10 protein-coding genes, 1 tRNA gene and 3 pseudogenes are annotated in these 11,850 nt (G+C 49.5%); 6 read left to right on the top strand and 8 right to left on the bottom strand.

The features are described from left to right. Positions 1 to 262: 262 nt before the first annotated feature. From MYY08_RS16555 to MYY08_RS16545, 3 genes are all read right to left on the bottom strand, one after another. On the bottom strand, positions 263 to 742 hold the full coding sequence (locus MYY08_RS16555) for a GNAT family N-acetyltransferase (protein ID WP_084970544.1): 480 nt from the start codon (positions 740 to 742) through the stop codon (positions 263 to 265). 112 nt (positions 743 to 854) lie between these two features. Further along, positions 855 to 928, bottom strand: a tRNA-Gly gene (locus MYY08_RS16550). Positions 929 to 1,060: 132 nt separating this feature from the next. Then, positions 1,061 to 1,663, bottom strand: coding sequence for a helix-turn-helix domain-containing protein (locus tag MYY08_RS16545; RefSeq protein ID WP_288014975.1), 603 nt, complete (start codon positions 1,661 to 1,663; stop codon positions 1,061 to 1,063). Positions 1,664 to 1,706: 43 nt separating this feature from the next. Here MYY08_RS16545 and MYY08_RS16540 point away from each other — a divergent pair, with 43 nt between their 5' ends. Next, on the top strand, positions 1,707 to 2,402 hold the full coding sequence (locus tag MYY08_RS16540) for a B3/B4 domain-containing protein (RefSeq protein ID WP_038625691.1): 696 nt from the start codon (positions 1,707 to 1,709) through the stop codon (positions 2,400 to 2,402). Positions 2,403 to 2,824: 422 nt separating this feature from the next. Beyond that, the gene (locus MYY08_RS16535; protein ID WP_038625689.1) at positions 2,825 to 3,073 is read left to right on the top strand and encodes a CsbD family protein; all 249 of its coding nucleotides are present in this window, start codon (positions 2,825 to 2,827) and stop codon (positions 3,071 to 3,073) included. 708 nt (positions 3,074 to 3,781) lie between these two features. Here MYY08_RS16535 and MYY08_RS16530 read toward each other — a convergent pair. After that, complete coding sequence (locus MYY08_RS16530) at positions 3,782 to 4,357, bottom strand: TetR/AcrR family transcriptional regulator (protein WP_052134012.1); 576 nt, start codon at positions 4,355 to 4,357, stop codon at positions 3,782 to 3,784. A gap of 100 nt (positions 4,358 to 4,457) precedes the next feature. Here MYY08_RS16530 and MYY08_RS16525 point away from each other — a divergent pair, with 100 nt between their 5' ends. Together MYY08_RS16525 and MYY08_RS16520 are read left to right on the top strand one after the other, a co-directional pair. Next, positions 4,458 to 5,351, top strand: coding sequence for an ABC transporter six-transmembrane domain-containing protein (locus MYY08_RS16525; protein ID WP_084970543.1), 894 nt, complete (start codon positions 4,458 to 4,460; stop codon positions 5,349 to 5,351). A gap of 47 nt (positions 5,352 to 5,398) precedes the next feature. Next, positions 5,399 to 8,509, top strand: coding sequence for a multidrug efflux RND transporter permease subunit (locus MYY08_RS16520; RefSeq protein ID WP_288014973.1), 3,111 nt, complete (start codon positions 5,399 to 5,401; stop codon positions 8,507 to 8,509). Between the two features lie 568 nt (positions 8,510 to 9,077). Here the strand turns inward: MYY08_RS16520 and MYY08_RS16515 are convergent. Then, complete coding sequence (locus MYY08_RS16515; protein WP_084970541.1) at positions 9,078 to 9,404, bottom strand: DUF1493 family protein; 327 nt, start codon at positions 9,402 to 9,404, stop codon at positions 9,078 to 9,080. After that, a pseudogene (locus MYY08_RS19210) lies at positions 9,401 to 9,586 on the bottom strand (STM2901 family protein); the annotation flags it as partial. The gene MYY08_RS16515 and the pseudogene MYY08_RS19210, both read right to left, overlap by 4 nt. A gap of 2 nt (positions 9,587 to 9,588) precedes the next feature. Here MYY08_RS19210 and MYY08_RS16510 point away from each other — a divergent pair. Further along, a complete protein-coding gene (locus MYY08_RS16510) occupies positions 9,589 to 9,807 on the top strand; it encodes a tail fiber assembly protein (RefSeq protein WP_373996381.1) in 219 nt (72 codons plus the stop codon). Positions 9,808 to 9,852: 45 nt separating this feature from the next. On the opposite strand, the gene MYY08_RS16505 is transcribed toward MYY08_RS16510, so the two are convergent. Together MYY08_RS16505 and MYY08_RS16500 are read right to left on the bottom strand one after the other, a co-directional pair. Next, on the bottom strand, positions 9,853 to 10,173 hold the full coding sequence (locus MYY08_RS16505; RefSeq protein ID WP_038625681.1) for a DUF1493 family protein: 321 nt from the start codon (positions 10,171 to 10,173) through the stop codon (positions 9,853 to 9,855). An 11-nt stretch (positions 10,174 to 10,184) separates the two neighbouring features. Beyond that, positions 10,185 to 10,620 (bottom strand): annotated as a pseudogene (locus MYY08_RS16500) (STM2901 family protein). Between the two features lie 162 nt (positions 10,621 to 10,782). Here MYY08_RS16500 and MYY08_RS16495 point away from each other — a divergent pair. Beyond that, positions 10,783 to 11,805, top strand: a pseudogene (locus MYY08_RS16495) (phage integrase); the annotation flags it as partial. Positions 11,806 to 11,850: the final 45 nt, after the last annotated feature.

The following is an 11,850-nucleotide window of genomic DNA, read 5'->3' as shown; positions in this document are numbered from 1 at the left end:
AAATGAAGAAGAAAATTCCTATAATTATTTGTCTTTTTCTTCTGTCAGACAGTTATACAGACTGAACTATTTCTTTGAAACAGCAAGTTAATTCGCAACAACGCTTGCTGGGCGGCTGTACATGCAGGATATAGAGTAAAGCGCGCAGAATAATATAAGGTTATTCACGGCTACGTACAGGAAAGATAATCCTTCAAAATGACGAATTCAGTCATAGTCGAGACTATTTATCTTGAAAAATGCCAAGAAATGTTTTTCTTTTCTATTTTTCAATAATTAATATTTTCTCCATCCTGTAGTTAATAAAAATTTCGCCTCGCAAACTGACTTGCTGTTGCTGCACAATACTAAACTGCTGTGCAGCGAAAAACGGTTTTGCCGCTATGCTCGCATCGGTAACGATACGGGTCAGCCCGCTTTCTTCCGCTACGGCGTATGCTTTTTGCAATAACCGCGTGGCGACGCCTCGCCTGATATAGTCAGGATTAACGAAAAGCAAATCCAGATAGCCGTCAGCATCGATCTTAATAAAACCGGCCACCTTTTCGCCGTCCCTTACCAGCCAGACGCCGCCGGAACGTAGTCTTGCCCGCCACTGTTCTGGTTCAATCGCCGACCATGCAGCAATTTGCGCAGGCGTATAGCTGCTGCTGGCAATCTCTTTTACGGCGCGCAGAAAAATATCTGTAACCGGCTGAAAGTATTCATCCTGAAAAGGATAAATCTGAGCGTTATCCTTCATGCTTTCTCCTGAAATCGGTTTTAGGTAACGCCAACGATGCTGCCAAAGGCTTTCGCAATGGGTCCAGTCAACTCTTGCTTTCCATCAGGCATCGGCAAAGGAAAAGAAGGTGTGGAGCGGGTAACGGGAATCGAACCCGTGTCACCAGCTTGGGAAGCTGGGGTAATACCATTATACGATACCCGCCCGGTAAGCTGCGTTGTGCCAAACAGGTGGCAGCAAGACGCAGTTTTACACAAACTATCGCCCTTCAGGCAAGTCCTTCTCTGCCATCATCAGGAAAATTCGTATTCGTTTTAACAGAGATCAAAATGCCCGTCAGCGATGCAGCTCCGCGACCGTCATGGTAAAGATCAGCGGCGCGTCGCTAAAATTAGCGTAATGGTGAGCGCTATCCGTTCTGGCCACCGCTGAACAACCTGCGTGAACGTTGAGCTCACTGGTTGCGGTTTTCATATTCAGCAGGCCTTTTTCAACATACAGCAGCTCAAAGGTGCCGTGCGGATGGCCCGGCGAAGCAAAAATTTCGCCCGGAAACATCTCCCATCGCCAGAGCTCAATCATATCCGGGCCGCTGGAGCCAGCCAACAGGCGGGCAGTACCACCCTGTTCACCTTGCCAGAGCGTGGGAATATCTTGACTTTCAATCAGCCACGCATCGGGCGCGCGGGTAACGTTAACAATATCCGCGACAGATAAACCGAGCGCGGCGGCGATTTTACAGAGAATAGCGACGCTGGGGTTTGCACTGCCCTTTTCAATCTCCACCAGCATCCCTTTGCTGACGCCCGCGCGTCGGGAAAGCTCATCCAGAGAGAATTTTTTTGCCTTGCGGTAGTTGCGGATGCTGCTGGACACCGCCTCGCTGACGCAGGCGATATCCGCACCCGCGCTGGTCGTTTTATTGACTTTTTTGGTCACCGGTCATTACTATAATCTAAATGAGTCACTAAAGGATTATGTTATGTTTTCCGTTTCCCCGTCAATCGACCCGGCAATTGTCAGCCTGGCGCCGGGCTTTCGCGCGCTGAGCATTGCTGTTGAAGCTGCGCCCATAGCTAACGCCGAAATTGCGGAAGAAGCCCTGAAGCAGGCATGCGCATCCATTACTGGCAATGAGACGCCGTGGGCAGAGGCGCATCTCGCCGCGTGGGCTGAAGCTTTCAAAGCGTTCGGCGCCAAACCTAAACGTACGCCCTGCTCCGCCGATGCGTTACGCAAACGTGTTCTGCGCGACCGGGCAATGCCCGCTATCGATCCGATCGTCGATCTCTATAATGCTGTTAGTATTCGTTACGCCATTCCGGTAGGAGGCGAAAATTTTGCCGCCTATGTCGGCCAGCCTCTGTTGACCATCGCCAACGGAACGGAGCTGTTTGATACCTTTAAGGAAGGAGAACCCGCCAGCGAATCACCTGAACCGGGCGAAGTCATCTGGCGTGATAACCAGGGGGTAACCTGTCGGCGCTGGAACTGGCGGCAGGGCGTCAGAACCCGACTGAGCGCGGAGGCAAAACAGATGTGGTTTATTCTGGAAAGCCTGCCTGCCATGCCGCTGGAAGCACTGTATCAAGCGGGCGATGCGCTGATGCAAGGCATCGAGTTAATGATGCCTGACTCCCGCATTGAGAAAAAGCTTATCGGCTTTGAATCTCTCTGAATCCCTCTCCCCAACGGCGTTGTTTTTATCCAGCGCAGGAACAGCGCCGCCTGCGGCAATAGCTTTGATGAAAAAGATTCTTTTATCGAAACAGCAAAAACAGAATCACAGATTTATCTTAATTAACCAATTTTTTTGTGTTCTCAACTTCTTATTCTCCCTTACTAAATTTTTCATTTTTCAGCGCATGCGTTATATACATAGTGAAAAAATCTTCTATAACCTTTATTTTTCATGAAGTTAATGAAAAAATAAAAAAGGTCATTATCGTTACTTAATCTCACATTTTTCCGGTATCTCTTTTATTGAACGCTGCTTGTCAAGATCGCCAACCTTGGATCTACCGTTTCGCTCCCTGCCCGTCATATAGCCGCTTATATTTCTGCTAGACTTACTCTTTCAATGCATAAAAGGAGAAAAAGATGCTAGGTAAAATCGAAGACAAAGTACGCGAAGGTACCGGTAAAGCGCAGGAAGCTTACGGTCGTGCAACCGACAGCTATAGCGATCAGGCGGAAGGCGCAGCGCGTAAATACGCCAGCCAGGCAAGCTACGCTGTGCGTGATGCCGCTGATACGGTGAGAAGCCAGGTTTCCTCTAATCCTCTTGGCGGGTTAGCGATTGCAGCCGCAGCCGGCGTTGTGCTGGGTTACCTGTTAGGCCGCAAATAACAGACTTTAAGGCCGGCAGAGAACTGTCGGCCTGATTACTCTTGCAGAAGGGCATTCTTGCGTGTAATTTCCATAGATGAGAGTCTAAACGCTATAGTATTTTTAAGATAGCGCCGTTTTTAATCTTTCGCGTCCTTCACTATGTCAGGCACTTTAATAATCCCCCGTCAGTTAATCGCTTCTCCCCCAGTCAAAATAGGTCTATAGCTATATAGCATCACATTATTAAGCGTACATAGCTGAGATTGCAAAGTTCTACAGCTTCAATGGCATTCATAATGTTTATTTTACCCCCCTTTACTAAAGGCTTTAAATTCAAGATCGTCATGGCTCATGTGGATTTCTATTGATCAACGGCCTAAGAAAAATTTTTTTCAATAGAGGATCTGCTTTTAATGGTTACAAGGCTTATTATTGCATATTTTTAAATTCAACAACTTACCGAGGTTTTCGGATCGCGTTCGGACAAATATCGGTACCGATATTTTACAGGCATGCCTGAAGCGATCCGGGAAAGTTTCTATGACGGTTAAACAGTATGGTATCCCCCTTCTGAAAGCTATCGTTTCAGTCGCGGAGGTTCTGGCATCCCTGCCTGCGCTATTCAATGCGTACAGGTTTTTCTCTGCTTCTCTGTTTGCTTTTATTACATATGGGGCCCTGTTAAATCCTGCATTAAAGTTATCTGATAAGACGAATTCCCGGTTATTACTCAGCAAGACCCACAAGCTGATTAACCAGATACCTCAAATCCTCTTTCGCCTCCTGGAAGCCTGACGCAGTAGGCTTAACGCTAAGTAGATCTGCATACCCGTTCACAGTAGCACCTATCATACGGGCGACACGCGCAACGTTGACTTGCCGGTAAAGCCCCTGACTAATGCCAGCCGCAATGATGCTTTCTAAAAGCCTAATCCACCTGTCCATATTATTTATTGCCAAATCTGCATAAGCCTGATCGTGCTGGGCCTGCGTCCAGACTGAATTGTACAGTTGCCAGTCAGCATCATGGGTTGAAGGCAAACTGGTAATAAAAGCATCAAGCGCGGCATCAGGTGTAAAACCAGCGATAGCGTCTTTGAAAGCATTAAGATCGGCCAGCATGAAACGCTCAGCTGCCTCCAGCCTGAGCGAACCCCAGTCGCGAAAATAGTGATAGATATGACTGCGTGAAATGCCGAGGTGCTCGGTAAGTTCCCGAGTGGTCACTTTATCAATGCCTTTTTCAATAAAAAGCGCTATCGCCCCGTCCAGGATTTGTACCCGAAGGTTATCGGCCGACATATTTTTCCTCATTTTCCTGCGTTGACTTTGAGCAACTGCTCAAATAGACTCACTTCGACCTTGAGCAACCGCTCAAGCATACTATAAACAGAAGTTAAACATGCATATATTCAAAACGCCAGCGGTACCTGTGCCTGCCCACAGCGCTCTTCAGACTCTGAAAATGTTGGGCTATCGGCATCGTAAAAAACTGCTGCTCACTTTCTTGCTGGTCATTGCTGAGAACGTAATGTATCTGTCCTACCCGCTTCTGGCGGGGTTTGCCATCAATGCCATTATGTCGGGGCAGGCGCTGCACGCTGTGTTATACGCCGGCATGGTGTTTACCATGTGGGCCATCGGCGCAGCGCGCCGCAGCGTAGATACCCGCACTTTTGCCCGTATCTACGCCGAACTGGCGGTGCCGGTGATCCTGACTCAGCGCAGCGAAAATCATGGCGCATCAACCATTGCGGCGCGCGTAACGCTGTCGCGCGAATTTGTGGATTTTTTTGAGAAGCATCTGCCGGTACTTATTACTTCTATGGCGTCCATTACGGGTGCCGCCGTGATGCTGCTGGCGATTGAATTCTGGACCGGCATAGCCTGTATCGCAATACTCGTTTTCTTTGGCTGTTTTCTGCCCGGCTTCACACGTAAAAACGAAGCGCTGTTTGTACGTGTGAATAACCGACTGGAAAAAGAAGTGAGCTTTGTCAGCACTGCCAGAGCACCTTCGCTGGCAAAGCATTACGGCGTGCTGGCCGGTCTGCGCATCCGGCTTTCCGATCGTGAAGCAATGGGTTATCTGGCAATTGGTTCAGTAACCGCGCTGCTGTTCGCCATGACCATTATATATATGACACTAAACAGCGTCCGCGATGCCGGCCATATTTATTCGGTCATGACTTATATGTGGATGTTTGCCATGAGCCTGGATGACGGCCCGCAGCTGCTGGAAAAATACTCTCAGCTCAAAGACATCGGTCGCCGCGTCAACACCGGGCAAATCTGAGCATAACGCACTTATTACCTCTTCCCGTTTCACCACCGGACATTCCGATGCCGCAATTCTTTATCGAAAGGCCTGTTTTTGCCTGGGTTATAGCTCTGTTTATCGTACTGGCAGGCGTCATTGCCATTCCGCAGTTGCCTGTGGCGCAATATCCCTCGGTAGCCCCGCCGAGCGTCAGCATCACGGTGACCTACCCCGGCGCCACGCCAGAAACCATGAATGATTCGGTAATCTCACTGATCGAGAGAGAAATCTCCGGCGTTGACGGCATACTCTACTTTGGGTCTTCAAGTGATACGTCAGGCACTGCCAGCATCACAGTTACCTTTAAACCCGGAACGGACATCAAGCTCGCTCAGGTTGATGTGCAGAACAAAATTAAGGTAGTTGAATCCCGGCTACCGCAAACTGTACGTCAGAATGGTCTGGAGGTGGAGGCGGCCAACTCTGGCTTTTTGATGATCGTCGGGCTACGTTCACCCACCGCTCAGTACACGGAGCAGGATCTGAGCGACTACTTTGCGCGTAACGTTTCAGAGGAGTTGAAGCGCGTTCCGGGCGTCGGCAAAGTTCAGCTGTTCGGCGCTGAGAAAGCGATGCGCGTGTGGCTGGATCCGATTAAATTGTTTAACTATAAACTCTCGGTCAGTGACGTCACCGCAGCGCTGAGCCAGCAGAATGCACAAGTCTCACCGGGCAGAATTGGCGATGAACCGACGCAGCCCGGACAACGCGTCACTTATCCGCTTACGGTGCGCGGGCAGCTCAGTTCCGTGGAAGATTTCCGCAATATTACGCTGAAGGCGTTGAATAATGGTTCGCGCGTTCGGCTGGCTGATGTCGCGCGCGTGGAGCAAGGTCTGCAAAGCTATGCATTCGCTATTCGCGAAAACGGACATGCTGCCACCGCCGCGGCGATCCAATTGGTACCAGGCGCCAATGCCGTCAGCACCGCTCAGGGCGTGCGTTCACGGCTGAACGAACTTTCAGCTGTGCTGCCGCAGGGTATGTCCTTCTCGGTGCCGTTTGATACCGCGCCGTTTGTGAAGCTGTCAATTGAAAAGGTAATACATACCTTTATTGAAGCCATGGTATTGGTATTCCTGGTAATGTTGCTGTTCCTGCAGAATTTGCGCTACACCTTTATTCCGGCAATTGTCGCGCCGGTGGCGCTGCTCGGCACATTTACCGTGATGCTGATCGGCGGTTTTTCCATCAATGTGCTGACGATGTTTGGCATGGTACTGGCTATCGGCATCATTGTTGACGATGCGATTGTGGTGGTGGAGAGCGTCGAGCGCCTGATGGCGGAAAAAGGCCTTTCGCCGAAAGAGGCCACGCGAGAAGCAATGCGCGAGATCACGCCGGCGATCATCGGCATCACGCTGGTACTTACCGCCGTGTTTATTCCGATGGGATTCGCCGCTGGCTCGGTTGGGATCATCTATCGTCAGTTCACGATTTCAATGGCCGTTTCTATTTTATTTTCGGCTTTCCTTGCGCTGACCATGACACCCGCGCTGTGTGCTTCGCTGTTGAAGCCGATTGAGCAGCACGGTGAGAAAAAGAAAGGCTTTGCGGGCTGGTTTAACCGCCGTTTCAGTGCCCTGACGAACCGCTATGAGCGAGGGCTGCATGCCACGCTGCGGCGTAGTGGCCGTGTTATGCTGATTTATGCCGTACTGTGTGCGGTAATGTTTATGGCCTACTCTGCACTGCCTTCATCTTTCCTACCCGACGAAGACCAGGGCTACTTTATGACATCGGTCCAACTGCCGTCAGATGCCACGCAGGAAAGAACACGTCATGTGGTCGATCGGCTTGAAAAAGCAATCATGGCAAGACCCGGCATTGACAATAATATCTCCATTTTTGGTTTTGGTTTTTCCGGCTCCGGTTCGAACACCGCGATGACCTTTACCACGCTGAAAGACTGGGGCGAGCGGCAGGGCGCGACTGCTGATGGGGAAGCAGAACGAGTGCAGAGGGAAATGAGTAACGACCCCGCCGCCATAGTGATGAGCCTGATGCCGCCTGCCATCTCCGATATGGGGACTTCATCGGGTTTTGAACTCTATCTTGAAGACCGTGCCGGCTACGGCTATACCGCATTATTGCAGGCAGCCTCGACGCTGACGGAGAAAGCCAACAACAGTAGCGCGGTCAATGACGTCTACATTGAGGGTTTGCCTGCGGGCGTAAGCGCTAGTCTTGAGGTCGACAGGGAAAAAGCGCAGGCGATGGGCGTTAGCTTTGATGAGATTAATCAAATGCTGTCAGCCTCGATTGGCTCGAATTACATCAATGACTATGTGGATAACGGACGTGTACAACAGGTTATTGTGCAGGCGGATTCCGCTTACCGTATGCAGCTGGCGGATTTGCTCAAACTCTACGTCAGGAATGTGTCAGGCGAGATGGTTCCGCTGTCGGCTTTTGTTACGACGAACTGGACCCAGTCGCCGCAGCAGCTCAATCGTTATCAGGGCTACCCGGCAATTAAAATCACCGGCAGTACCGCCGCCGGTTACTCCAGCGGAGCAGCGATGGCTGAAATGGACAAGCTTGCGGCTTCTCTTCCAACAGGCTATTTCGTAGAGTGGACTGGCGCTTCGCTACAGGAACGCAGCTCAGCGGCTCAGATGCCGCTGCTGATAGCCTTATCCGTTCTCGTTGTTTTTCTGGTGCTTGCCGCGCTGTATGAGAGCTGGTCAGTACCGCTTTCAGTGATACTTGTCGTTCCGCTGGGCATGGCTGGCGCGCTGCTGGCGGTATTTATCGCAGGTATGTCCAACGATGTTTTTTTCAAGGTCGGTATGATCACGCTAATCGGGCTTTCGACCAAAAACGCCATCTTGATTGTAGAGTTTGCCCGACAGCTTTATGCGCAGGGTAAACCGCTGCTCGAGGCAACGAAGGAAGCGGCCCGATTACGTCTGCGGCCAATCATCATGACGTCATTGGCTTTTACGCTTGGCGTGGTTCCACTGATGCTGGCGAACGGTGCCAGTAAGAGTACCCAGAATGCGATTGGCACAGGTGTTTTTGGCGGAATGATCAGCGGCACGCTGTTGGCAATCTTCTTCGTGCCGGTATTTTTTGTCATTATTACTTCCGCTGTTCAAAGGTTTAGCAACTCGCTAAAAAAGGTTAAATAAGGCTCGATCGGTTAGCCTCAGGCATTCCTGAGGCTAAGGAAAGATTGCGGAGCAGCTATCAGCATCCTTAACAGGGTGTAGCTTAGCTGTCACTGGCTTTCTACATCTTGCATGCAGGCTGCTATGGCCGCTTTTCACTAATAGCGGACAAGAAACGTCTCAATGTAACTGACGGCAATGAGTAGTTAAAAGCAAATATCAGTAGCCTTAAAGCCTCGCGCCAAAAATCGGCAAGCGGGAGACAGAGATTAAAGTTTAAGAAACCCTGGCGGATTAAAGTGCGCCCGACTTCGGCCAGATTGAATGCGTGTTTTTATCCCGGCGATAAGCATACCAACATGCCGCCGATTTTTTTCCTGTTCCAGCTTGAGGCTCTCTCCCTGATTACTGAGCCGAAACTGCGCTTTACCAATGTGTCACTCCCTGTCCTCGACGCTCCCAAATCTCTTAGAGAAATACATTATCGAAGCCCTTTATGCAAAGAGCCTCTGTAATGTCTGATGTGATATAAGTGCGGGCATAAAAAAGGCAGAACATGGCCGCCTTAATTTCGTCTGTCTTTATTCAGTTAGTCATATAGCCATCGGCCTGCTTTGGCTGATTCAGCCAGCATTCTTACGGTGAACCGGGCTGGTTGGGAGCGATCCGTTTTTAGTTTCTCAGGAAGCAAAAAATTGGGTAAAAAAGGAATGCCAACACGGGGATAATATTTAAACCAGTTAATATCAGAACAGTCCACAGCAAAACGCTCAGAAAACCGCTCCATCATGTTAAACACATCTTCAAAAACGGTCATTGAACGACCCGATGTTAAACTGTCGTCTATACCGAGTTCATGCGCACTCAGCTCTTGCCTGACAAACTGCAAAATTTCATTTTCTTTATCATCATTCATACCCGATGCTCCGGTTTAACGATGAGATTAAAGCGCCATATGCTGTTCCGGGTGATCATAATCACATCATATGCAGTGATAATTACGCCTAACCACGGCAACCACCGCCCGATCAAACCGCCCAGGCTATTTGTTTTAGCCCACTGCCCGTTTAACATCGTTTTCCAGGTTGGTGATTTCCACGTTGATTGATTACGTCCGAACAGCCGAGGATGACATAGCTGAGGCAGAAGCTAAAAAGGCAGAGTTACGCCTGATGGCTGACTCTAAAATTGCCCCACTTCATGACGCCGTTTCGCTCGGGATTGCCACGGATGAAGAAACAGCCAGCTATGACAACTGGAGAAAATTTCGTGTGCTTCTTAATCGCGTTGATACAGCGATAGCCCCTGATATCAACTAGCCTGCAGCGCCAACCGTGTGAGTTTGTTAATGCCTTTTTAAATGGTCATTTGCGGTTATAAAGCCAGCGTCCTGCCTCAGCAGAAGCTATCAACATACTGACCGTCAGCGGCTCCGGCTGATGATGGTCAGTTTTTAAATAAGCCGGCAATAGTACATTAGGAAGAAAACGGATCCCGGCATTAGGAAAATAGCAGCGGAAATTAAATCCCGTCATATCCACTTCACACTGTTCTACGTAATCCTCAAAAAAATCGAGTGCATCTTCCGGTAACACCGTTTTTTTACCAGTGCTTAACGATGCCTCATCAGGCATATCCCAAAAATGTTTCTTCAAAAGCGCCCGCACACGTTCTGCTTTATCCATTTTAAATTTTCCTATCCTACGATCAGCCTGTAACGGTGTATGACATTCCGGGTTATCATTGCCAAATCATACGCAGTCAGAACCGCCCCTATCCAGGGCAACCAGCGGCCAATATAAGCGCCAACACTTGTGGTGTAGGCCCATTCTCCCCTAAGCATTTTTGCCCAGGTAATAGTCCTTCTTCCCTTTTTAAATCGCTGCCGAATCAGGGTTCTGCTTGCCAGTGATAACGGGCTTGTCCCTTTTGTCGCCGTGCCAGCACCCAATTTACCGCTGACAGGAATAACCGGCAGGCTGACCAGCATAGAGGCAACAGCCAGTATATCGATCGCATCACTAAACTGTTTTCGGAACTCATCCAGGATAAGCCAGTAAAGAAGCTCCTCTTTATCAACATTCATCCCGTCAAAAAAAATATTTCCCGCTAAGTTGATCTGTCGTATCCATAACTTATCCCTGTTTTTGCAAAGAAATTCATCCTAACGCTGCTGTATTTCGCTGTCCAGATTTAGCCTGGCAATAAATTTTACTGAATGATTGCCTCCAGCTGCCCGGTCACAGACCAGTAAACCGCAACCGCATGCATCCCCTGCCCTGAGCTGACAATCTGAGCGCACCCATAAGTGGCAATGCGACTTCTACCTCAACGGCCGCGGCAGCAAGCGCGTACGCAAAACCTTCACTACACGCGGTGAAGCGATAGCTTATGAAAAGTTCACGCTATCTGAGGTAGAAGATAAGCCCTGGATGGGCGGTAAAGAAGATAACCGGCTGCTTAGTGAGTTGATTGACCTTTGGTATAAGCTGCACGGCTGCTCGTTGAATGACAAAAAAGGCCGTCTGGGAAAGCTGGGCATCATCTGCCGGGGACTTGGCGATCCGGTTGCGCGAACCCTAACCGCTAAAGACTGGGCGCATTACCGTGACCGCCGCTTACGTGGTGAAATCGAGAATGGCTATAAGACCAGCGCCAAGTCGCTAAAGGTATCGATCGGTACGGTTAACTGTGAGCATGCCTTTTTGCGTGCGGTCTTTAATGAGCTGGAACGGCTGGGTGAGGTTAACTACCCTAACCCGCTTAAAAATGTCTGTGAGTTTGATGTACCAGAAAAAGAAATGGCCTGACTCACCGACGAACAAACCACACGATTGATGCGTGCCTGTTATGGTCATGCAAACTCCGATCTTACCCTTATCGTTAAAATCTGCCTTAGCACCGGCTGCCGCTGGAATGAGGCGGCCAGTCTGCGCGCTTCACAACTCTCACCAAATAAAATCACCTTTGTTAAAACCAAAGGGAAAAAGAACCGCACGGTTCCCATCGATAAAGAGTTATATGAAGAGCTGTTAGCGCGTGAAGGCAAGCCTTTTGAGGAGTGCTACCGACAGTTTTACCGGGTATTAAAAATAGCAAAAATAGAATTGCCTGAAGGCCAGATGAGCCATGTATTGCGCCATACCTTTGCCAGTCACTTTATGATGGGCGGCGGAAATATTCTGGTGCTGCAGCGAATTCTCGGCCACTCAGATATCAGAGTTACTATGCGTTATGCGCATTTCGCACCAGACCATCTGGAAGATGCCATTTATTTAAACCCGCTGCAGAAAATAAAAATCGTGTCCACAAACTGACTACAAGGGGTCAACAGAGGGGGGTATTGGGTAGAACAGTAAGAT

Source organism: Mixta sp. (genome assembly GCF_024610815.1).
Taxonomy (GTDB): domain Bacteria; phylum Pseudomonadota; class Gammaproteobacteria; order Enterobacterales; family Enterobacteriaceae; genus Mixta; species Mixta calida.
This window is presented reverse-complemented; position numbering and strand designations above follow the sequence as displayed.

What these genes read in the sequence shown, in the direction of transcription:
- MYY08_RS16555 (WP_084970544.1), bottom strand. Translation starts at nt 742, where the DNA reads ATGAAGGATAACGCTCAGATTTATCCTTTTCAGGATGAATACTTTCAG.
- MYY08_RS16540 (WP_038625691.1), top strand. Translation starts at nt 1,707, where the DNA reads ATGTTTTCCGTTTCCCCGTCAATCGACCCGGCAATTGTCAGCCTGGCG.
- MYY08_RS16535 (WP_038625689.1), top strand. Translation starts at nt 2,825, where the DNA reads ATGCTAGGTAAAATCGAAGACAAAGTACGCGAAGGTACCGGTAAAGCG.
- MYY08_RS16530 (WP_052134012.1), bottom strand. Translation starts at nt 4,357, where the DNA reads ATGTCGGCCGATAACCTTCGGGTACAAATCCTGGACGGGGCGATAGCG.
- MYY08_RS16525 (WP_084970543.1), top strand. Translation starts at nt 4,458, where the DNA reads ATGCATATATTCAAAACGCCAGCGGTACCTGTGCCTGCCCACAGCGCT.
- MYY08_RS16520 (WP_288014973.1), top strand. Translation starts at nt 5,399, where the DNA reads ATGCCGCAATTCTTTATCGAAAGGCCTGTTTTTGCCTGGGTTATAGCT.
- MYY08_RS16515 (WP_084970541.1), bottom strand. Translation starts at nt 9,404, where the DNA reads ATGAATGATGATAAAGAAAATGAAATTTTGCAGTTTGTCAGGCAAGAG.
- MYY08_RS16505 (WP_038625681.1), bottom strand. Translation starts at nt 10,173, where the DNA reads ATGGATAAAGCAGAACGTGTGCGGGCGCTTTTGAAGAAACATTTTTGG.